This window comes from Aquimarina mycalae (assembly GCF_029906345.1).
In the GTDB taxonomy this organism is placed as follows: Bacteria; Bacteroidota; Bacteroidia; order Flavobacteriales; family Flavobacteriaceae; genus Aquimarina.
Genome location: NZ_JARYGY010000004.1, coordinates 296,914 through 319,697, shown reverse-complemented (window position 1 = coordinate 319,697; position 22,784 = coordinate 296,914). Strand labels below are relative to the sequence as shown.

General features: G+C 33.5%; 22 protein-coding genes. 5 read left to right on the top strand and 17 right to left on the bottom strand.

Translation table 11 applies throughout. The annotated features are described in order from the left end of the window. Positions 1-109 precede the first annotated feature (109 nt). Entirely contained in the window at positions 110-1,324 is a 1,215-nt protein-coding gene (locus QBK95_RS11630; protein WP_280934144.1) for an aminotransferase class V-fold PLP-dependent enzyme, read from the bottom strand. 78 nt (positions 1,325-1,402) lie between these two features. On the opposite strand from QBK95_RS11630, the gene QBK95_RS11625 reads away from it, so the two are divergent. Beyond that, positions 1,403-2,755, top strand: a complete 1,353-nt coding sequence (locus tag QBK95_RS11625) for a serine hydrolase domain-containing protein (protein WP_280933864.1) — start codon at positions 1,403-1,405, stop codon at positions 2,753-2,755. A 314-nt stretch (positions 2,756-3,069) separates the two neighbouring features. Here the strand turns inward: QBK95_RS11625 and sufD are convergent, their stop codons facing one another. The 11 genes from sufD to QBK95_RS11570 all read right to left on the bottom strand — a co-directional run bounded on the left by sufD (position 3,070) and on the right by QBK95_RS11570 (position 14,441). Then, on the bottom strand, positions 3,070-4,383 hold the full coding sequence (sufD, locus tag QBK95_RS11620) for a Fe-S cluster assembly protein SufD (RefSeq protein ID WP_280933861.1): 1,314 nt from the start codon (positions 4,381-4,383) through the stop codon (positions 3,070-3,072). Positions 4,384-4,385: 2 nt separating this feature from the next. Next, positions 4,386-5,138 (bottom strand): Fe-S cluster assembly ATPase SufC, encoded by a 753-nt coding sequence (gene sufC / locus QBK95_RS11615; RefSeq protein WP_280933859.1) that lies wholly within the window; start codon positions 5,136-5,138, stop codon positions 4,386-4,388. 32 nt (positions 5,139-5,170) lie between these two features. Continuing rightward, positions 5,171-5,584 (bottom strand): hypothetical protein, encoded by a 414-nt coding sequence (locus QBK95_RS11610; protein ID WP_280933857.1) that lies wholly within the window; start codon positions 5,582-5,584, stop codon positions 5,171-5,173. A gap of 1 nt (position 5,585) precedes the next feature. Next, complete coding sequence (locus tag QBK95_RS11605; protein WP_280933855.1) at positions 5,586-6,470, bottom strand: N-acyl homoserine lactonase family protein; 885 nt, start codon at positions 6,468-6,470, stop codon at positions 5,586-5,588. Positions 6,471-6,502: 32 nt separating this feature from the next. Next, positions 6,503-7,948, bottom strand: a complete 1,446-nt coding sequence (gene sufB / locus QBK95_RS11600; protein WP_280933853.1) for a Fe-S cluster assembly protein SufB — start codon at positions 7,946-7,948, stop codon at positions 6,503-6,505. A 42-nt stretch (positions 7,949-7,990) separates the two neighbouring features. Further along, on the bottom strand, positions 7,991-8,320 hold the full coding sequence (locus QBK95_RS11595) for a HesB/IscA family protein (protein WP_280933851.1): 330 nt from the start codon (positions 8,318-8,320) through the stop codon (positions 7,991-7,993). Between the two features lie 132 nt (positions 8,321-8,452). After that, on the bottom strand, positions 8,453-9,505 hold the full coding sequence (locus tag QBK95_RS11590) for a cytochrome-c peroxidase (RefSeq protein WP_280933849.1): 1,053 nt from the start codon (positions 9,503-9,505) through the stop codon (positions 8,453-8,455). Continuing rightward, positions 9,506-10,282 (bottom strand): MbnP family protein, encoded by a 777-nt coding sequence (locus QBK95_RS11585; protein WP_280933847.1) that lies wholly within the window; start codon positions 10,280-10,282, stop codon positions 9,506-9,508. A gap of 6 nt (positions 10,283-10,288) precedes the next feature. Further along, positions 10,289-11,656 carry a hypothetical protein gene (locus QBK95_RS11580; RefSeq protein WP_280933845.1) on the bottom strand — a complete coding sequence of 456 codons (1,368 nt, stop codon included), beginning with the start codon at positions 11,654-11,656 and terminating at the stop codon, positions 10,289-10,291. Between the two features lie 3 nt (positions 11,657-11,659). Next, entirely contained in the window at positions 11,660-13,096 is a 1,437-nt protein-coding gene (locus QBK95_RS11575; RefSeq protein ID WP_280933843.1) for a choice-of-anchor B family protein, read from the bottom strand. A gap of 64 nt (positions 13,097-13,160) precedes the next feature. Next, positions 13,161-14,441, bottom strand: coding sequence for a choice-of-anchor B family protein (locus QBK95_RS11570; protein WP_280933840.1), 1,281 nt, complete (start codon positions 14,439-14,441; stop codon positions 13,161-13,163). A 232-nt stretch (positions 14,442-14,673) separates the two neighbouring features. On the opposite strand from QBK95_RS11570, the gene QBK95_RS11565 reads away from it, so the two are divergent. Next, a complete protein-coding gene (locus QBK95_RS11565; protein WP_280933839.1) occupies positions 14,674-15,192 on the top strand; it encodes a PPC domain-containing protein in 519 nt (172 codons plus the stop codon). 77 nt (positions 15,193-15,269) lie between these two features. Continuing rightward, the gene (gene thiL / locus QBK95_RS11560; RefSeq protein ID WP_280933837.1) at positions 15,270-16,316 is read left to right on the top strand and encodes a thiamine-phosphate kinase; all 1,047 of its coding nucleotides are present in this window, start codon (positions 15,270-15,272) and stop codon (positions 16,314-16,316) included. Between the two features lies 1 nt (position 16,317). Here thiL and QBK95_RS11555 read toward each other — a convergent pair whose 3' ends face one another. Then, complete coding sequence (locus tag QBK95_RS11555; RefSeq protein ID WP_280933835.1) at positions 16,318-16,587, bottom strand: DUF1660 family phage protein; 270 nt, start codon at positions 16,585-16,587, stop codon at positions 16,318-16,320. Between the two features lie 213 nt (positions 16,588-16,800). After that, the gene (locus QBK95_RS11550; RefSeq protein ID WP_280933834.1) at positions 16,801-17,586 is read right to left on the bottom strand and encodes an alpha/beta fold hydrolase; all 786 of its coding nucleotides are present in this window, start codon (positions 17,584-17,586) and stop codon (positions 16,801-16,803) included. A gap of 70 nt (positions 17,587-17,656) precedes the next feature. On the opposite strand from QBK95_RS11550, the gene brnQ reads away from it, so the two are divergent. Both brnQ and QBK95_RS11540 read left to right on the top strand, forming a co-directional pair. Beyond that, a complete protein-coding gene (brnQ, locus tag QBK95_RS11545; RefSeq protein WP_280933832.1) occupies positions 17,657-18,934 on the top strand; it encodes a branched-chain amino acid transport system II carrier protein in 1,278 nt (425 codons plus the stop codon). A gap of 124 nt (positions 18,935-19,058) precedes the next feature. After that, the gene (locus QBK95_RS11540) at positions 19,059-20,399 is read left to right on the top strand and encodes a cytochrome-c peroxidase (RefSeq protein WP_280933830.1); all 1,341 of its coding nucleotides are present in this window, start codon (positions 19,059-19,061) and stop codon (positions 20,397-20,399) included. On the opposite strand, the gene QBK95_RS11535 is transcribed toward QBK95_RS11540, so the two are convergent. The 3 genes from QBK95_RS11535 to QBK95_RS11525 form a co-directional block, all read right to left on the bottom strand. Next, complete coding sequence (locus tag QBK95_RS11535) at positions 20,396-20,779, bottom strand: VOC family protein (protein WP_280933827.1); 384 nt, start codon at positions 20,777-20,779, stop codon at positions 20,396-20,398. The two genes, QBK95_RS11540 and QBK95_RS11535, sit on opposite strands and share 4 nt — an antisense overlap. A 140-nt stretch (positions 20,780-20,919) precedes the next feature. Then, on the bottom strand, positions 20,920-22,215 hold the full coding sequence (locus tag QBK95_RS11530) for an aminopeptidase P family protein (RefSeq protein ID WP_280933825.1): 1,296 nt from the start codon (positions 22,213-22,215) through the stop codon (positions 20,920-20,922). A 135-nt stretch (positions 22,216-22,350) separates the two neighbouring features. Continuing rightward, positions 22,351-22,632, bottom strand: a complete 282-nt coding sequence (locus QBK95_RS11525) for a hypothetical protein (protein ID WP_280933824.1) — start codon at positions 22,630-22,632, stop codon at positions 22,351-22,353. Between the last annotated feature and the right edge of the window lie 152 nt (positions 22,633-22,784).

Genomic DNA, 22,784 nt, shown 5'->3' with positions numbered 1-22,784 from the left:
ACAAGAACTTTTTTGTACTGGAAACCAGCATATTAAGTAGTATAAAACTATAAAAATTAACAAAAATTAACAGTAACTAACTAACATTCATTAGTTTACTAAAAAAATGTTAAGACAACATGATTTTCGCTTTTTTTACAGATTCTACAAGAATATCGATTTCTTGTTTAGTATTATAAAAGGAAAAAGAGGCACGAATGGTACCAGGAATTTTATAGAAATCCATAATAGGTTGTGCACAATGATGACCTGTTCGAACAGCTACACCTAATTTATCTACAATGGAACCTATATCATAAGGATGAATACCTTCTATATTAAATGAAATTACAGAAGTCTTATTTTCAGAAGTTCCATATATTTTTAATCCTTCGACTTCTAATAATCTTTGAGTTCCATACTTTAGTAATTCATCTTCATAGGCTGCGATATTATCAAAACCAATACTGTTCATATAATCTAACGCAGCTCCAAAAGCTATTCCGCCACATATATTAGGTGTTCCTGCTTCGAATTTGTGAGGAAGCCCAGCATACGTTGTTTTTTCGAAAGTAACCTGATCAATCATTTCTCCTCCACCTTGATAAGGAGGCAGTTTAGTAAGCCATTCTTCTTTTCCATATAATAAACCTACTCCCGTAGGCCCACAAAGCTTATGTGCAGAAGCAACATAAAAATCTACATTCAGGGCTTTAACATCAGGTTTAATATGTGGACAAGACTGTGCTCCATCAATTAACACAGCGGCTCCCACATTATGAGCTTTTTGTATAATCTCTTCGACAGGATTAATAGTTCCCAAAGCATTAGAGATATGATTGGTAAAAACCAGTTTTGTTTTGTCAGAGAGTAGTTGATCATATACTTCCATTACTAATTCTCCTTCTTCATTCATTGGGATAACCTTAAGAATGGCACCTGTTCTCTCACAAAGCATTTGCCAAGGAACAATATTGGAGTGATGTTCTAAAGCCGAAACGATGATCTCATCACCTTTGGTTAGTAAATTAGTAAAACCTGTAGCCACAATATTGATACTATGGGTTGTTCCAGAGGTTAGTATAATTTCATGAGAATGAGTTGCATTAAAATGCTGTTGCACTTTTTTACGAGCAATTTCATATGCATCTGTAGCTTCTTGCGATAGTGTATGCACACCACGATGAATATTAGCATTATAATTACTGTAATAATCCACAATCGCATCAATAACTACTTGAGGAGTTTGGGATGTGGCAGCATTATCGAAATACACTAATGGTTTTCCGTTTACTTTTCTATTAAGAATAGGAAAATCTTCTCGTATTTTCTGTACATCTAGCATATCAATTTCTTTCTGCAAAAATAGGAACTATTTCTAAGTGATATTGCTTATTTTTAAAAGGATTTAACACTTTACTCGATGAAACGATTTAAAAAGATTTTAGGGTTTGTATTTATTGGATTCGTTGGACTTATTCTGATTGCTGCTTTCTGGAATTACCCAAAACTCACGATACTTTCTGGGTACTCTGCTAAAAATATGGCGTCATCTGTTTTTATCGGAAACCGTAGTGTAGAATTTACAGATATCAATGATAATAATTTTGTTCCAGTTCATTTGGCAGATGATAAGGTGAATGTGGATGAAAAATTCTCTGTTGCTTCGGTTTTTGGATTAAAAGAAAGAAAAGCAATATATAGAGAAGGTTTGGGAAGTGTGTTGATTGATGATAGCTTTGACATTGATGTTCCTTATTTAAAACCAAAACGTAATAAGAAGAAAATAAATGTAGCTTTTCCATATGGAGATTTACCTCAAAAGGACACTGTTTTTGATACCGTTGATTATCACAAAATAGATACTACCGTTTCGTCAGTTTTTGATAAAGAAGGAGAAAGTATCAAAAAAACTAGAGCCGTTTTGGTAATTCATAAGAATCAGATTATTGCAGAAAAATATGCCGATGGTTTGGATGAGAATTCTATTCTTTTAGGATGGTCCATGACTAAAAGTGTATTGGCTACCAATTATGGAGTATTACAAAAACAAGGCAGGATTAATATCAATGAAAAAGCACCAATAAAAGCGTGGCAAAATGATCCAAGAAAGGAGATAACGATACATAATTTGCTCCAGATGAATTGCGGATTGGCATGGGATGAAGATTATGGGTCAATTTCTGATGCTACTAAAATGCTGTATATAGAGAAAGATATGACCTTAAGTCAGATTGATAAAGAAGCAATTCGCAAGCCTAATGAATATTGGTACTATTCATCTGGTGTGTCTAATCTGTTATCTGGAATCCTTAGAAAGCAGTTTGATAGTTATCAGGAGTATCTTGATTTTCCGTATCGAGAGTTTATTGATAAAATAGGGATGCATTCTATGCTTATAGAAACTGATATGGCAGGTAATTATGTAGGTTCTTCATATGCGTGGGCAACGGTTAGAGATTGGGCCAAGTTTGGTCTGTTATACTTACATAAAGGAAATTGGAATGGAGAACAAATTTTTGATCCTAGTTGGGTAGATTATGTTACTACACCAAGTCCAACATCCGAAGGAGATTATGGGGGACATTTTTGGTTAAATGCAGGAGGATTTTATCCAGATGCTCCCAGAGATATGTTCTCTGCAAATGGTTTCCAAGGACAGCGCGTATTTATAGTACCATCCAAGGATTTGGTAATTGTACGTTTTGGATTAATAGGAGACGCAGGGATGGACTTTAATACCTTTTTAAAGGAAATAGTTGCTGCCATTAATTAGTGCGCGAGTGCATCTAAAAAACAAAATAATATTGTCAGTCTGAGCTTGTCGAAGTTTTTAATCTATTGATTTTCGAAATGTCTTCGACAAGCTCAGACTGACATATCAGTATTGTTATAGTTTTTTTAGATTGTCTTTAGCATTATTTACCTCCCAAAGTAGTCATAGTATCTTTCTGCATGTTGTTCATAACGATTGATAAGATCAATATTTTAAGGGCTCTAGTTATATAAAGGTAAGCTTTTCGAAAATGAAAAAGCCAAATCTTTTAAAATTTGGCTTTAACAATACAGTTTATTATTGAAGTAGAAATTCTACAAATCAAATCCAATATTAACACCAAGTTTTTTGGCGATTAACTTGTTGATTCGTTGTTTAAGCTGAGGTATTTTTACACTTTCTAATACATTGTTAGCAAAGGCATACATCAGTAATGCTCTGGCTTCTTTTTCACCAATTCCTCGAGATCTCATATAAAACAACGCTTGCTCATCCAGCTGACCAATGGTACAACCATGAGAACATTTTACATCATCCGCAAAAATCTCTAGTTGAGGTTTAGAGTTAATTGTTGCTTTATCACTTAATAAAACGTTATTATTAGACTGAAAAGCATTGGTTTTTTGAGCTTCTTTATTTACAATGATCTTACCATTAAAAACACCTGTTGCTCTTTCATCAAAAATACCTTTATAATCCTGATGGCTTTCGCAATTAGGCGTAGTATGATGTACCAACGTATTGTGATCAACATGCTGTTTGCCTTCAAGAATGGTAACACCATTAAGAATAGAATCAATCCCTTCACCTTGCTGATAGAAATTAAGGTTGTTTCTGGTTACATTTCCTCCAAAAGCAAATGTATGAACAGAAGCTATACTTTGTGCTTGCTGTTCAATAAATGTATTATCGATCAATGAAGCGTTTTCGTTGTCATTTTGGATTTTGTAATAATCCACAATAGCTCTTTTGTCTACAAATATTTCAGTTACAGAGTTGGTCAAAACAGGATTATCTGTTAAACTCTGATGCCGCTCTATAATCTGTACATGTGAATTTTCTTCAACTACGATAAGGTTGCGTGGTTGTAATAGCTGTGCAGATTCACTTCCTGTAGAAAAATGAATAACCTGTATTGGTTTATCAGCTAACTTATTTTTTGATATATAGATGTAAGCTCCTTCACTAGAAAAAGCTGTGTTCAATGAAGTAAGACCATCTTCTTTGGCAACTTTATTAAAATAATTCTCGATAATTGGTTTATACTTATCGTGAGTTAAAGCAGATGACATTAGACACACATCTATTTTATCATGTGTGGTTTCTGACAAATGAGAAGAGTATTTCCCATCAATAAATACAATTTTATAAGTATCTAAGTCAGAAATGAAGTACTTTTTTACATCTTTAAATTCTAATGCATTTTCTTCTTTAGGAAATATACTATAGTCGTGCTTTAAGATCGCATTAAGTGAAGTATACTTCCAAGCTTCTTCTTTTTTAGTAGGGAATCCTTTTTCTTCAAAAACTTTTATGGCGTGGCTTCTGATATCATGCACAGGAGCATCTACATCTACCGTGTTTTCAAAAGCTAAAAAAGAGGATACTAATTTTTCTTTCAGCTCCATAACTATGCGTTTATCTCTTCTTTTATCCAGTCGTATCCTTTTTCTTCTAATTCTAAAGCCAAATCTTTAGTTCCAGATTTTACTATTTTACCATCGTATAAAACGTGAACAAAATCTGGTACAATATGATCTAGTAAACGCTGATAGTGAGTAATGACGATAACTGCATTGTCTTTACTTTTTAGCTTATTCACACCATTGGCTACAATACGTAAGGCATCGATATCTAATCCAGAGTCAGTTTCATCTAGGATGGCCAATTTGGGTTCCATCATTGCCATTTGGAATATTTCATTACGCTTTTTCTCTCCTCCAGAAAAACCTTGGTTAAGTGAACGTGATAAAAACTTACGATCGATATCCAATAATTCAGATTTTTCTCGAATTTTCTTCAACATATCCTTTGCAGGCATTTCTTCTAAGCCTTGTGCCTTTCTGGTTTCGTTGATTGCGGTTTTCATAAAGTTAGTAACCGTAACACCAGGTATTTCTACTGGATATTGAAAAGAAAGAAAAATACCTTTATGAGCACGCTCTTCTGCAGCAAGTTCTTCTATATCTTCTCCTTCTAACAGGATGTTACCTTCTGTTACTTCATATTCTTCTTTTCCTGCAACTATACTGGCTAATGTACTTTTACCAGCACCATTAGGGCCCATAATTGCGTGAACTTCTCCTGCTTTTACATTTAGGTTAAGACCTTTTAAAATTTCTTTGTCTTCAACACTAGCGTGTAAATCCTTAATTTCTAACATCTTCTGTGTTTATATCTTTTTTAAATAAATTCTTAGTGATTATGACCTTCATGTCCTGTCTCACTTGGTTCTTGTAATGAGTCCGAGGATTTGATTTTTGTCGGTAATTCTGACGTTGGCTCACTAACACCAACAATTTCTTTTATTTCTACAACTTCTGGCCATCCATCTTCAGTGTTGGCTTTTATAGTACCTTTAATTACTACAGGTACCATGTCATATTCTTCCCGTTGTAATGGTTTAATTTTTTTGTTCAATTCTATAGCCATTTCATCGATGACAACACCATAAATAAAATCTTTACCTTTAATAACCCCAGCATCGTCAATTAAGATAAACTCTCCTCGAATTAAGCTAGGTTCTTCTGTATCAGAGGATTTTTTCGAATCGTTTTTACACGATATAATGGATAGACTAAGGGTAAGTATTATAAAAAAATTCTTCATATTAATTTAAAAATTGAGGAGCCTTTGGCATTTTTGAAAAATCAGATAATTCGTGCTGTATATATACTTTAGCGTTCTTTTCTTTTGCATATTGTTCGAACAGTTCCATACTTTTTTCTGACAAAGGTATATCATGGTTAAACTGTGGTATTACTTTATCTTTTCTATTCTTAGCAAAATGGTACATATCACCAGACAGAAGAGTAGGTCCGTGATTAGGAAGATCTACAAATAAAACCTGATGACCTGGTGTATGGCCAGGTAATGATTTAATGATTACAGAGCCATCTCCAAATACATCGTGATCACCATTTAGCTTTTTTACATTAGATAGTGCATTAAAAGAATCTGGAGCATAGAAACCATTGCTTTTAATTTCTTCTCCTTTAGCATACTCATATTCTGGCGTTTGTACCAACCAAAGCGCATCAGAAAAGTTATTTGCTGCACCTGTATGATCAAAATGTATGTGAGAAAACGCAATATAATCAACTTGATCGTTAGTAATTCCTATAGATGTTAACTGGTTGCTAATTGAATCTTTTCTGGAGATTGTAAACGCTCCATCTGGAGTTGTATATGCTGGATTACCAATAAGACCTTCTGGTAAGCCTGTGTCCCATAATAAAACTCCTTTAGGATGTTTTACCACATAAAATGCATTTCCTAATTGAAGAGAATCACCTTTATACGTATCACCTTGTGCAAAAAGATTTAGGTTGTTCACTCCGATACTTCCTCCATCAAAGGTATAAAGCTTAATTTCGGGTTTGATAACCTGTTCAATTTCAGTGGATTCTTCAGTAACCTCTTGCGTTTTAGCATCCTTACAAGCAAGAAAACTGGTTATAATTAGTATTGAGAAAATTAGTTTTTTTATTAACATTTCAGGTTTCAATGAGTTTTTTAATTTTAAAGCTATCCAACAGAACCTTCCAAAGAAATTTCTAAAAGCTTTTGAGCCTCTACAGCAAATTCCATAGGAAGCTTATTTAATACTTCTTTACTAAAACCATTAACGATAAGAGCAATTGCTTTTTCTGTATCAATACCACGTTGGTTACAGTAAAAAATTTGATCTTCTCCAATCTTACTAGTTGTAGCTTCGTGTTCTATTTGAGCAGTTTTATTCTTTGCTTCAATATATGGAAACGTATGAGCACCACATTCATTGCCCATTAACAGCGAATCACATTGCGAAAAATTTCGTGCGTTTGTTGCTCTACTATTAATCTGTACCAATCCACGATAACTATTCTGAGATTTTCCTGCAGAAATACCTTTAGATATAATGGTACTTTTAGTGTTTTTTCCTAAATGGATCATTTTTGTTCCTGTATCTGCCTGCTGATAATTATTGGTCACAGCGATAGAATAAAATTCACCCACAGAATTATCTCCTTTTAATACACAAGAAGGATATTTCCAGGTTACTGCAGATCCAGTTTCTACTTGAGTCCAAGAGATTTTGGCATTAGTTTCGCAAATACCACGTTTGGTAACAAAATTAAATACTCCACCTTTTCCTTCAGCATTACCAGGATACCAGTTTTGTACTGTAGAATATTTTATTTCGGCATCATCAAGAGCAATCAGTTCTACAACTGCTGCGTGTAATTGATTCTCATCTCGAGAAGGAGCAGTACAACCTTCTAAATAACTTACGTAACTACCTTCATCTGCGATGACTAATGTACGTTCGAACTGACCAGTTCCTGCTTGGTTAATTCTAAAATAGGTAGACAACTCCATTGGGCATCGTACTCCTTTAGGGATGTAACAAAAAGAACCATCACTAAACACAGCCGAATTTAAAGCTGCATAGAAGTTATCTTTTTGTGGCACTACAGAACCAATATGTTTTTTTACTAATTCAGGGTGTTCTTGTATTGCTTCAGAAATTGAGCAGAATATAATTCCTTTTTCACCAAGAGTTTCTTTAAAAGTAGTTGCAACAGAAACAGAATCCATTACAATATCTACAGCTACTCCAGCTAATTTTTTCTGCTCATCAATAGAAATACCTAATCTTTTGAATGTATCCAATAATTCTGGATCTACTTCATCAAGACTATCATACTTTGGTTTTTTATTGGGTGCAGAATAGTAAGAGATGTCTTGAAAGTTCGGTTTTTCATATTGTACGTTGGCCCATTCTGGCTCTTCCATCTGTTCCCAAACCCGAAAAGCTTCGAGTCTCCAAGATGTCATCCACTCTGGCTCATTTTTTTTCTTAGAAATCGCACGAACAATATCTTCATTTAAACCTACAGGAAATGTATCCGATTCTATATCAGTATAAAAACCGTATTCATATTCTTTGGTTTCTAATTCTTTCTTTAAGTCGTCTTCAGTATATGCCATTTTCATAGGTCCTAAATTAAGTTTAGGATCTTTTTTTAATTTTTAAAGGGAAAAACTTTCACCGCAACCGCAGGTTCTGTTAGCGTTGGGGTTGTTAAATACGAAACCGGTTCCATTAAGTCCGCCGGAATACTCTAAGGTAGTACCAATAAGATATAAAAAGCTTTTTTTGTCTACTATTATTCTTACACCATTGTCTTCAAAAACCTTATCTCCTTCTTCTTGGGTTTTATCAAATTTTAAGTCATAAGATAAGCCAGAACAACCACCACTTTTAACACCTACGCGAACATAATCAGCGGTAGCATCATAACCATCGTCACTCATTAATTCTACGACTTTCTTTTTAGCTGTATCTGATACTTTAATCATACTATAATAAAATAGATTAATTCTAAATTGAATGCAAATATACTACATATGTAGGTTTTATTTACATAACCTAACATTTATCTGCTATATATTACAATAGGTAAAAGTTATGATAAATTAGAAGAATGGATTTTAGAATTCAGAAAAACGATTATCATTTACAAAATCATCATCAGTTAGCGTTTTTAGAAAAGAAATAATTTGCTGCTTTTCTTCATCCGTTAAGGCTATTCCTAATGTTGTTCCATCTGGATTTTTAAAAACAGGGTCTAAGGTTTCAGAATCTACCATACCATCACTATAGTGATCTAATACATCCATAAGTGTTTTTAGTCTTCCGTCATGCATATAAGGAAAAGTTAACTCAATATTTCTAAGCGTTGGCACTTTAAACTTATACAGATCAGAAGTAAGACCAGTTACTCTGTTTCTACCAATATCATTGTACTGTGGATCAATAGATAGACCATTATTGCGATAGGATTGGTCTGTAAACAATGTTCCAGAATGACAAGAAGCACATTTGGATTTAAAAAGCTCAAATCCTGCAGATTCATCAGTAGTGAAAACTGAGCCTTCATCTCTTTCTATTTTATCATACTTAGAATTAGAAGAGATCATCATAATCATAAATTGAGATAAGGCCTTAAGTAGATTTTCTGAGTTGATTTTTTGATCTTCAAATGCTTCAGAAAATAGCGTTACATACTCGGGTTGTTCTTCTAGTTTTTTAATGATACCACTAAAAGATTCGTTCATTTCTACTTCTGCCGTAATAGGTATAATTGGTTGTAAATCTAAATGTATCGCTGCACCATCCCAAGTAAACTCTTTCATAAATGCTAAATTATGCAAGGGTTGAGCATTGCGTGTACCAAGTGCTCCATTAACACCATGACTTACAATATGTGTGTGATGTGTAAAAGCAAAATCCTGAATATGGCAAAATCCACAAGAAATCACTCCGTCAGAAGACAAACGACCATCATAAAACAATTTTTTACCTAGTTCAAATCCTTTTTCTGTAGGAGGATTAAGCGTCACATTATAACTTGGCTCTGGAAAATTGGATGGAATAGTAAATTCTAATTCGGGATTTTGAGAAATGGGCACATAATCTTCCTTATCAGAACCACAAGAGATTCCGAAAAGAACAAGCATTATATAACCTAAGTTTCTTATCATTTAATTGGAAACCGTATTTATTGTAAACATAGTACTTACATTTTCTGCCAGTATTGGAGCATTAATTGGATCTACTTGAACATCGCTTTTTTGTTCTAAGGAATAGGTATTCGTACTGTCGAAAATTTTGGCAACATCTGTATCAATTGAAACACTTGATGTAGTTTCATCTCCTATTGTAAGGGTGTTAGAGATATCCAATGTAACCTCTTTATAATTATCCAAAACAGTACCGTGACTTCCTATATGTAAAAGAAAATCGTTAGCAGTACCTCCTTGAGGAGTAAAAGAGCCTTCGAACTTAAGAAATTTATATCCTGCTGACCAAGACCAAAGCATTCCGCTTTCTTCTGCTGTAGGGATAAAATTTGCTATTCCATTAAGTGGATAATTAGTTTGATCAACACCAAATCCAAATCTAATTTTTGTATAAGTGTCTGCATCAATATCGCTAAGTGTAATTTGTTTACTTGAAGAAACTTCTTCATTAATTAAGAAATAACTATCAGCTACTGGATAGACAAATTCATCTCCGTTTTCTTTGATCAATACAATATTACTAATAATATACTTTAGTTCAGAAATGGAGTATGTTTCATCACTAAGGTTGGTATAAGATTCTGTATTTAAAGTAATAACATCCGTACCAACTTTATTGCTGAAAGTTATATTTAGTTTTCCAAATTTTGGTGCGTTATCAGTATTTACATTTGGATCATCATCTTTACAGGATGTTATAGCAATTAAGATACTTAGTACTAGCGCAATTTTTTTCATTTCTTTTTATTTATATTTTATAATAATAACGTCTTTTCCTCCTCGATTATTAGGAATATCCATATCGCTACTTTCTGAGCTACCAGCGATAAGAATTTTACGATCACTTGTTTCAATACATCCTACTGCAAATTCAGAAGCACTTCCACCAATCGTAGATTGCCAGGTAACATCTCCGTCATTATCGATCATAATACTCCAGGCATCACTTTGACCATTATTTTCACTGATATCTCCATCATTACTTCTGGAGTTTCCTGTAATAATAAAACCTCCATTTTGAGTTTTATAAATTCCTCTTCCAGTATCAAATTCAGTTCCGCCTAATGATTTTTCCCAAATTAAATTACCGTTACCATCAATTTGAATCATCCAAAGATCTGCATTGCCATTGGCTTCAGAAATATCACCATTATTGCTTCTGGAATCTCCTACAATGATATATTTTCCATTACCTGTAGTTGTAATAGCATATCCTACATCAATTTCTGATCCGCCATATGATTTTTCCCATACTTTGGTGCCTTCTGTATTTACTTTTATAACCCAGAAATCATAACTTCCGTTACTATTGGTTACATCAAAATCATCACTTTCTGAGGATCCAATCATTAAGAATCCATTATCTTCAGTTTGTATAACATCATAACTACGGTCATTATTAGATCCACCAAAATAACGTCTCCATTCTTTATCGCCTAAGGCATCTAGTTTGATACCCCAAAATTCTCCAACACCATGTTTTTGAAAACCACTTTTGTCATCATTACCTTCTCCATTACTAGCAGATACATCTAGAAATCCAGTGATAAAATATCCGTTATCATTCGTTTGAACTATTGAAAACGCTCTATCAACACCTGGAAAACCGAATGATTTCTCCCATTGTATTTCTCCGATAGCATTAATTTTTACAATCCAATAATCTTGTAACCCTTCATTAGCACTAACATCTCCGTCATTACTTCTACTGTAACCGACTAAGGCATATCCTCCATCATTGGTTTTAATTATTTTTTGACCTCTGTCATCTCCAGTACCACCATAGGTTTTACTCCAAACAACATTTCCTTCTGCAGATATCTTAAGCACCCAATAGTCGCTATCAGTTGCATCCTTATCCGTAATATCGCCATCTGTACTTTGTGTATATCCAAAAACAAGATAACTCCCATCGTCTGATTCTATGACTGAAAAAGCATCATCTTCACCACTACCTCCAAAAGTTTTTATCCAATCTATTTCACCTTGAAATCCATCATTTTGATTAGGGTTGTTGGGTTCTGTTGGTGTATCATCACTACTACAGCCTATAAGACTCATTAGAATAAAACTAATGATGAAAACCTGAAAAATATAACGTCTTTTTTTCATGTTCTAATTGATAATTAATTTTTTGGTTGAATTGTTTATTCTTACCAAATAGATTCCAGGAGCATAGTTTAGTGTTAGATTTATTTTTTCAGAATCATTAAATTCAGTGACCTCCTTCATTTTTTCGCCTAGTATATTATAAATCTCTATTTTTTCTAATTGAGAAGTATTTCCTTTATCAATTGTCACTCCAGATTTTGTAGGGTTTGGATACATAGCAAAATTAGATTTGTTTGAAAAATCGTTTATACTTAATGTATTACTTTGTCTAACAAGTAAAAACCCCGATTCAATATCACTGATTACGATATTTCCACTATCGAAATATGGATATACACTCCAGGCTCCATTAAAACCAGCATTATTGTTGGATGGGAAACTATCAAAAGAACCAATCTCAAAGATATTTTTATTCGCAATATCTGCAATGTCAATTACCCGTAAACCAGCTCTATAATTGGCAAGAAAGAACTTATTTCCTTTAACATATCCATTATGATCTATTGCTGGAGTTGGACCAGTATAGTTCATATGAAATTTTGGATTATCTAAATCTTCAAAATCGAAAATAATTGTTCTGGTATCAAATCCAACGTTACTTTCATCAAACTCATCTCCTAATAAAAAATAGCGATGATCTTCAGTAAACCATCCTTGATGAGTATATCCTATATCAGAATAATTAATAGTAGATAATGTTATGGGGTTTGCTTTATTGGTAATATCTGCAATTACAATTTCGAGTTGATTACTTCCTATAAGAATTTCTTTTCCGATATGATCGGTATCAGGTCCATTGTATGTAACCACCTGAGCATCATGAGAATAAGGGTCTCCTCCAGAAGACACAAAACCACCTGCAGCAACAGGGTTTTTAGGGTCTTGCAGGTTTATAAAATGAGGCCCTCCACTAAAAGTCAAGGTTCCAACCGCATAGGCAAATCCTGTATCTTCATTAATCACAATATTATGAGCTTTTCCAAAACCCGTATATCTTCCATCTTCTGCAAATGTTTGAGGTGGATTCGTTACAGATCTTAATTTGGTAAGATCAAAAACCTGCATTCCATGATTGTGATCTCCAGGAAAAATATCAGAGACTACATATGCGTGATTTTGATACACTTTAATATCTCTCCACGATGTAGGAGGTGTAGGAGAAGGTAATTTTCCTAAGTAGATAGGATTAACAGGATCAGAAATGTCAATAAAGGCAGTTCCGTTATCAAGTCCAATTATAGCATATTCTTTTCCTGTTGAGGTATCTGTCCATCCCCAACTATCATTTCCATCGGAGGCATTCATAGTTGCTAAGGAAATTTGAGACATAAGATCATAATCATTACAAGGAAATGAATTTGCAGAACCATTATCACATATTGTTTGAGATTGAATCTGCGACGATAGTATTATTAAGATTAATAAAAATAGTTTTCTCATTTGTCTGGGTTTTAAGAGTGAAATGAAATTAACTTTTATAGCATACTAATGCTTTTTATTTTTCTTAGTTTGTAGAAAAACTTTCTTTTACAAGCAAAAACCCAGATTCAATATCACTGATAACGATATTACCACTTTCGAAATATGGATATACATTCCATACACCATTGAAACCTGCTCCATTATTTGAAGGTAATGTATCAAAAAAACCAATTTCAGACATGCTTCTATTCGAAATGTTAGAGATATCAATTATTCTTAAACCAGCTCTATAGTTAGCCAAGTAAAATTTATTCCCCTTTATATATCCATTATGATCGATCGCAGGAGTAGGGCCACTGTAGTTCATATGAAATTTTGGACTATCTAAGTCTTCAAGGTCAAAAACAATTGTTCTAGTGTTAAAGCCAACTTGTTGTTCATCAAGTTCATCACCTAATAAGAAAAATCGCTGATCTTCGGTAAACCAACCTTGATGGGTGTATCCTACATTAGAATAACTAATTGTAGAAATAGTTTGAGGATTATCCTTATCTGTGATATCTGCGATTACAATTTCTATTTGATTACTACCTATTAATATTTCTCTTCCTGTATAATCAGTATCAGGACCAGTATAGGTTACTACTTGAGCATCATGGCTATATGCATCCCCACCACTAGAGACAAATCCTCCAGCCGCTACTGGACTGATAGGATTTTGAATGTTTACAAAATGTGGGCCACCACCAAATGTAGAAGTACCAACTGCATATGCGAAGCCAGTATCTTCATTAATTACAATATTATGCGCATTACCAAAACCAGTATATCTAGTATCTGCTGTAAACGTTTGAGGAGGATTGGTTACATTTCTTAATCTGGTAAGATCAAAAACTTGCATTCCATGATTTGAGGCTTCACTTACGATAAAAGCGTGGTTTTGATACACCTTTACATCTCTCCAAGAACTATTTACTGTTGCAGTTGGTATTTTACCAAGGTACACAGGATTTTCTGGAGTAGAAATATCTATAAAAGCGGTACCGTTATTAAGTCCTATAATAGCGTATTCTTTATTGTCGGAAGGATCTGTCCATCCCCAGCTATCATTTCCAGCACTAGCTCCCATAGTGTTGAGAGATATTTTGGAAACTAAATCATAACGATTACAAGGGTATATACCACCTGCAATTCCATTTACACACGCATTACTACTATTATCTCCATCATCACCACCGTCGTCGTCTCCACCACCACTTCCAATAGGGGTTACTACTATAGGTTGACTACTATCATCGTTACTACAGTTATAGAAACCAATAAAGATTGAAAAGCAAATAATGTAAATAAAATATTTCTTCATGATGAGCAAATTGAGTGAATGTATATATATAAAACATTTAAATGTATGAATACCCTACAAATCCTCAAAGATAATGCCAACTATATAACATATTATTAAGATCGTTGTTAGATACATGAACTCCCAAAATCAGGCATTATTATGCTCAATTTTTTAAGAATATAAATGCAAAGGGGTAACAAAAAATGAAGATTGTTTATATGTGGTTGAAGAATATTAAAAAATAATACCAATGAAAACACAGATTTTAAAAAGAGTAATGATGTTATTAGTGATAGTATTATCCATTAGTTGTTCTAAAGATGATGATGTACCAGTAGTAAACCCAGGTGTAACGCTAATAGAAAAAGAAGGAGAATGGAGCTGTAACTTATCTGAAACTTGTCAAGATATATATAAATTTCAGTTTAAAGCAGGTTCAAGAATTTCAATAAGTATTGAAGAAGTTACAGGTAGTTCAGTAGTTTCATTGGATGTTTATGTCGATTTTGGTGAAATAGGAGGCCCAAATTTACTAACCAATGGAGGAATTACACATTACGGTTGTACAGGCCAGAATGAAGAGGTCTCATTAGGAAATATCCTGTTACCAGAGGATGAAACTTATAATATAGCTGTTGCTAGGGATTGGGGACTAAGTGCAGGTTTTGATGGCACTTATAAATTAACGGTAATTTCTGATACTCCATTTTTAGAAGGAGAAGTTATGGATGATGCTGCTGCTTCGGATTATGAACGAGAATGTATCTAGAGCTAACAAATTAATCCCGAAATTTTTTTCGGGATTTTTTATGTATTGAAATCCCCTTGTTTCCTACCTTTGCAAGTATGATTGAAGATAAAAACACATCAAGAACATCCTTGTCCGAATTAGGAGAATTTGGGTTAATAGATCACTTAAGTAAAAATTTCGAAATCACTCAGGAATCTACTATACGAGGAATTGGAGATGATGCTGCAGTGTTGGATTTTAAAAACAAGAAATGCGTATTGACTACGGATTTACTAATAGAAGGAGTTCATTTTGATTTATCGTATGTTCCGTTAAAACATTTAGGTTATAAAGCGGTAATGGTAAATCTTTCTGATGTATATGCAATGAATGCTACCGCAACACAGATTACAATATCTATTGCAGTTTCTAATAGATTTCCACTAGAAGCGTTAGAAGAGCTGTATGCAGGCATTCAAACAGCAGCTAAAATATACAATGTAGATGTGGTTGGAGGAGATACAACTTCTTCTACGACAGGTCTAATGATTAGCATTACTGCTGTGGGTCAGGCAGATGAAGAAGATTTGGTATATCGTGATGGAGCAGGAGAAAATGATCTGCTGGTAGTTACTGGGGATTTAGGAGCTGCTTATTTAGGACTTCAGATATTAGAAAGAGAAAAACAAGTCTATAAGGCAAACCCTAATTCTCAACCAGATTTAGATCAGTATTCATATTTAATAGAACGTCAATTAAAACCAGAGGCAAGAAAAGATATTCAAGAACTTCTAAAGGCATTAGAAGTAAAGCCTACCAGTATGATTGATATAAGTGATGGATTATCTTCTGAAGTAATTCATTTATGTACGAAGTCTAAAGTGGGAGTAAATCTCTATGAAGAAAAAATACCATTAGATCCAGCTGTGATTTCTACTTGTGAAGAGTTTAAATTAAACAGTACAACAGTTGCACTTAGTGGTGGAGAAGATTATGAATTATTGTTTACGATTAAACAGGAAGATTTTTCAAAGATAAAAGCAAACCCTAATCTTACCGTAATAGGTCATATGACCGATGAAAAAAGTGGAATAGGATTGGTAACTAGAGCAAACGAAAAGATTCAGTTACAAGCTCAAGGTTGGAATCCTATAAAAGAATAGTTTAAGACGCTGCCTGTAGATTTATATTGTTTTTGTTTCTTGCAATTTTCTTAGCATGAACAGAAGCTAAAGCATCATTAATTTCTTTAAGTTTCGGAGTCATCACTTCTAATCTACCTCTGCTGTTAGTAGTAGCTTGCTCACGGCAATGAGAACATGTATATTCTTTTATATGCTGCGTAACCTGTTTAGAAGTAACATAATTATGGCCAAATAAGGCACAATATATTTTTGATATGGAGAATGACGAATGGGGGGTATTTTTCTTCATCTTTGTGGGGTTAAAATTTCATTATCAATACAATAATAATGTTTTTTTAGTTATTAACAGCATTTTGTAAGAAAAAAATTTGAAAAATTGTCAAATTTTGCTTTAAAAGTGTATTTTATAGTGATTTTGACCCGTAAAAATGTATTTCATCGGTAAAATAAGGCATAAAAATGGCCTGTGCTACCCTTTTTTATCAAGGTTGTAAATAAGATATTAAACCACTAAAGCTTTTGTGAAATGATGTAATGATTTTTTAAAATCATCGCTGTTTTCAAGATAGGACATATGACCTCCATCAAAGGTTATTAATTCGGTATTACAAAGTTTTGATTCTGCTATGTTTTGTGAGTTCGACATCACAGGATCTTTCTCCCCAGAAAAAATGATCTTAGCGTGATTAAATTTTAATAAAGTGTCTGTATGATCTTTTCTAATTTTCATTCCTTCTAAAGCAGCTATTATTCCTTGTAGAGGAGTTTTTGCAGCTTCATTCTTTATAATTTCTATTTGATTTCTGAATTTAGAGCGATTTTCTTCCGCAAAAAGATTAGCAATTGCCATACTAGTATAAGCATGAGGGTTTTTCTTTACGATATCAATTGCTCGACTGCGATTTATTTTCCTTTCTTCACTGTCAGGAAATGAGGTCGAATTTAATAATACAAGTCCTGTAGCTATTTCTGGAAATAAGCTTAAATATGCTAAGGCCACATAACCACCCATAGAATGACCAATCAATACGGGGTTTTGGATGTTGATAGTTTCTAAAACGGCATGAGTTGCATTTGCCATATCATCCATGGTATGTATATAACCAAGACAATCTGTTTTTCCATGACCTAATAGATCAATTGTGATACATGTGTGACTATCTTTAAAATCTGAAATTATATCATCCCACATCGTTGAGTTTTCTAAGAAGCCATGTAAAAAAACCAAAGGAGTGCCTTTTCCTGAGATGTGATAATTAATTTCAATGCCTTTATATGCTAATGTCATTTTGAAATTTTATATTTCAACTTTTTTATAAATATACTAATGCTAGTTTAAGCGATATAAACCTAACTAAATGCGATTTAATAAAGAAACTTTTATTACGGGATTTGCTTTGTTCTCTATGTTTTTTGGAGCTGGAAATTTGATTTTACCTCCTAATCTAGGTTTTAAGGCTGGAGATATGTGGTTTTGGGTTACAATAGGTTTTGTTATTTCTGCAGTTGTACTTCCATTACTTGGAATTTTTGCCCATGCTCGATTGCAAGGAACTATGTTAGATTTTGGAAAGAAAGTGTCTCCCACGTTTAGTCTTATATATTGTTTTATAGTATATGCAATTTCAATCACATTGCCTTCGCCAAGAACTGCCTCAGTAACTCATGAAATGGCAATTCAACCTTTTTTTGGAACAAGTTCTTTATTAACCAGTAGTGTATATTTTGCAATTGTATTATTCTTTGTATTGAATCGATCAAAGATTTTGAACATCTTGGGTAAGTTTTTGACACCAATTATTTTTGTGGTTATTCTTAGTATTATTTTCATTGGAATATTTGCTGCACATCCTCCTATGAACGCTTCAGTTTTTCAAACCCCTGTTATCGATGGGTTATTAGAAGGATATCAAACATTTGATGCTATTGGGGCTGTAGTTGTTGGTGGAGTAATTATAATTTCTCTTCAGTTAAAAGGAAAGAAAAGCTTTGATGAAAATCGATCGCTGATAAGAAATTCTGGAATTATTGCTGGTATTGGACTCTTTATAGTATATGCTGGTTTGATATTTAATGGAGCATTATTTAATGGAGATTTTGAACAAGAAATTAGTCGTACAGAGTTGTTATCTGGACTTAGTCTGAAGACGTTAGGAAGTGTGGGAAGCACGTTTTTAAGTGTACTGGTTTCTCTTGCCTGTTTTACTACAGCTGTTGGAATTGTGACAGGAACTGCAGATTTTATAAAAGGAATATTTAAAGAATCTCAAGAAGCTTATATTATTACTGCTATTATTGGATGTATTCTGGGAGTTACTATGGGACAATTAGATGTGCATGATATAATTGTAGTTGCGATACCTGCATTAATGTTTATTTATCCAATCACAATCGTTTTAATATTATTAAATGTTTTGCCAGATAAATTTACCCCAGTATTTGTGTTTAGGGCGGTTGTTATTGTAACGATAATATTCAGTTTGCCAGATTTTTTAGCTTCTATAGGGTTTAAAGAGCAAGTACAACCAATTTTGGAGTTGATTCCATTTGGTCAATATAGTTTAGCTTGGTTATTACCTGCTATTTTTTGTCTTATCATTAGTAATACTTTTATAAAAATGACACCTTCAGAATAATAAGCGTTATTTTTAAAAAGTAAATAGTCTATGGTATTACCTTTTTTATTAAATTCGCGCCTTTAACATTTTATTAAGAATGTTGATAGCAAAAAACTCATCTAAAAAGGGAAACATATACCAAATGAAAAAATTAGCAATTCTAACTGCCATTACACTTATTTTGTCATCATGTACCAAGGATGACTATATTCCTATAACTTCTAGTTTAGATGATCAATTATTAGTTGCATTGGATAATGCATCTAATGGTGAAGGGGCAACTTTCTTTGTACTTCCAGAAAGTGATGATTATACAAGTATTCCACAAGATCCTCTAAACCCAATTACTAAAGAAAAAGTTGCCTTGGGTAAATTATTAATGCACGAGACAGCAACTGGAGGAAGCCCAAAAATTCCTGAGATGAAAGCTACTTATTCTTGTGCTTCTTGTCACCAAGCTGCAGCAGGATTTAGTGCAGGATTGAGGCAAGGAATTGGAGAATGTGGAGTAGGTTTTGGAGTAAGAGGAGAAGAGAGAATTGTAAATAGTACGGTAAATAGAGATTCTGTAGATATTCAACCTTTACGATCACCGACAATACTAAATGTCGCTTATCAGGATGTGATGCTCTGGAATGGACAGTTTGGAGGAACAGGGACTAATGCAGGTACAGAAGCCAGTTGGACTAATATACAGGAGAATTTCTTAGGGTTTCAAGGGGTCGAAGTACAAGCTATTAAAGGACAAAAAGTACATAGATTATTAATTGATGAAGACTTTGTAAATACTTTTGGATACAAAGGTCTTTTTGATGCTGCTTTTCCAGATGTTGCAGAAAACGAAAGATATACAAAAGACAATGCGGCTTTGGCAATTGCAGCATATGAGAGAACATTATTAGCCAATAAATCTCCTTGGCAAGAATGGTTAAAAGGGGATACTAACGCGTTGACCGATACAGAGAAAAAAGGTGCTATTGCTTTCTTCGGAAATGGGAAATGTTATGAGTGTCATACAGGTCCTGCTTTAAACGATAAAGGTTTCCATTCTTTTGGTATGGGAGATTTTGATAATGTTAGTGGTGCATTACTTTTATACGATGTAAATATTGAAAACGTTAAAAGAGGAAGAGGAAACTTTACTAATGATCCTGCAGATAATTATAAATTCAAAACTCCTACATTATATAATATAGTAGATAATGGTTTCTATGGTCATGGAGGAACTTTTACTTCTATAAAAGATGTGATAGCCTATAAAAATAATGGAGTTCCACAAAATACAGAAGTACCTGAAGAAAATTTAGCATCTCAATTTGGAACAATAAATCTTACAGAACTGGAAATTGATAATATGACTTCTTTTATTACCAATAGTTTAAGAGATCCTGAGCTAAATAGGTATGTACCTGAATCAATTAATTCTGGAAATTGTTTCCCCAATAATGACGATGCATCTCGATTAGATTTGGGATGTGATTAATTCAAGGTAGCGATCCACCAGGTATTACCATACGGATCTTTAAAACCAGCGCCGCGGGCTCCATAATCTTCTTCCATTGGTTGCATTAAAGATTTGGCGCCTGCATCTATCGCATTATAGTAGGTTTGGTCGGTATCTTTTACATACACATACATAGAGGTGTGTTGGGCAGGATAGGTTGTAGAGGCTTCGGTAATCATTATGGTAGTGTCTCCGATCATTACTTCAGAGTGCTCAATTTTATAGGCAGCATCTACTTTACGCACCATTTCCTGAGCATTGAATATTTTTCGGATAAAATCAATAAAATCGTCTGCATTTTCAACCACCAAATAAGGCATTGCCTGTTGATGACCAGCTGTAATTTTCATTCGTTGCATTCTTAATCTTTAACGTTTTGCTAGGCAACGATGAAACAGTCATAAATATTCTACAAAATTTCAAAAAACAATCATAAAAAAGCCCTACAACTTTTTTAAAGTTATAAGGCTTCTGATATATAATGGTATTAATATTAAGTTTATGACTTGTTCATTAATTCTTCAATTTCTTCTGCTTCAATAGGAATATTACCCATTAAATTAAAAGGCGCTCCTTTTTCTTGTATTACAACATCATCTTCTAATCTGATTCCGAATCCTTCATCAGGAATATAAATTCCTGGTTCTACTGTGAAAACCATATTTGCCTGCATAGGTTCTGTTAAGATTCCGTAGTCATGAGTATCTAAGCCAATATGATGAGAAGTACCATGCATAAAATACTTTTTATATGCTGGCCAATCTGGATCTTCTTTTTGAACATCAGCTTTATCAATAAGCCCAAGACCAAGTAATTCTGAAGTCATAATTTTACCAACTTCTATATGATAATCCGCCCAAATGGTACCAGGAACTAGCATATTGGTTGCTTCATTTTTTACCCTAAGAACGGCATCATAAACGGCTCTTTGGCGATTAGTGTATGTACCCGATACAGGAATCGTTCGACTTAAATCACTAGCGTAATTAGCGTACTCTGCCGCGATATCCATTAATATTAATTCACCTTCTTTACACTGTTGATTATTCTCTATATAATGTAGTACATTAGCATTATTACCACTAGCAATGATTGGAGTATATGCAAAACCCTTAGATCTGTTATTGACAAACTCATGTAGTAATTCTGCTTCAATATTATATTCCCATACTCCTGGCTTTACAAAACCAAGCAATCTTCTAAACCCTTTTTCTGTAATATTACAAGCTGTCTGCATCAAATCAATTTCTATAGAATCCTTTACTGAACGAAGTCGTTGTAAAATAGGATTGCTTTTTGCTACAGTGTGAGCAGGATATTTGGCTTTCCACCATTTGGTAAAACGATCTTCACGAGTTTCTGTTTCAACATTAGCTCTATAATGTTCATTTGTATTAACATATACTGTATCGCATTGTGTCATAATCTCAAAGAAAATCTTCTCTAAATCTTGTAACCAATACACCGTTTTGATTCCTGAGGTTTCAAAAGCTGTTTCTTTAGTTAATTTTTCACCTTCCCATATCGCTATTAATTCGCTGGTCTCTTTTAAGAACAAAATTTCACGATGTTTTTCATTAGGAGCATCAGGAAATAGTACTAATATACTTTCTTCCTGGTCAACACCACTTAGATAAAAAATATCTCTATGTTGTTCAAAAGGCATCGTACTATCAGCACTAATAGGATAGATATCATTACTATTAAAAACCGCAATACTATTAGGTTTCATTTTAGCAGCGAAATTTTTTCTATTCTTAATGAAGAGGTTTTTATCTATTTGATGATATTTCATGATTTTATTTTTAAAAAAGATGTGTTTCCAAAAATAGAATAATTATTTGCGTAATAAAAAAAGGAACTCAGAAGATTTGAGTCCCTTTTGCAAAGTATATGAATACCTAATATTTTTTTAACTAAAACCGATGTTTTATTTGCTGATTGCTTTTTTAATAAAGCCAATAATGGCCATTAAAACTCCACCACCAACTCCACCACCAGCAATGCTTCCTAATATCCCAGCGATATCCATGCCTCCAGATGTGTCTATTCCTAGATAACTTAGTAAATAGCCTCCTATTCCTCCTCCGAGTATTCCGAGAATTGAATTTCCAACTCTACCTAGAGAGGCATTCTTTAACAAAGAGCCAGCGATATTTCCTCCAACTGCCCCACTGATTAATTGAATAATTAATGGCAAGTATTCTTCCATAATTGTTTGTGTTTTGATTAGTTATCAATGAATTAACGAAAAATCCACGACAAACGCAAAAATAAGCCAGAATGATATCGTTTTTTGAAGAATCGTTTTTGACGTATTGTTAAACAATCTCTAAAAATTTTGACACTATATTAGCATTATAT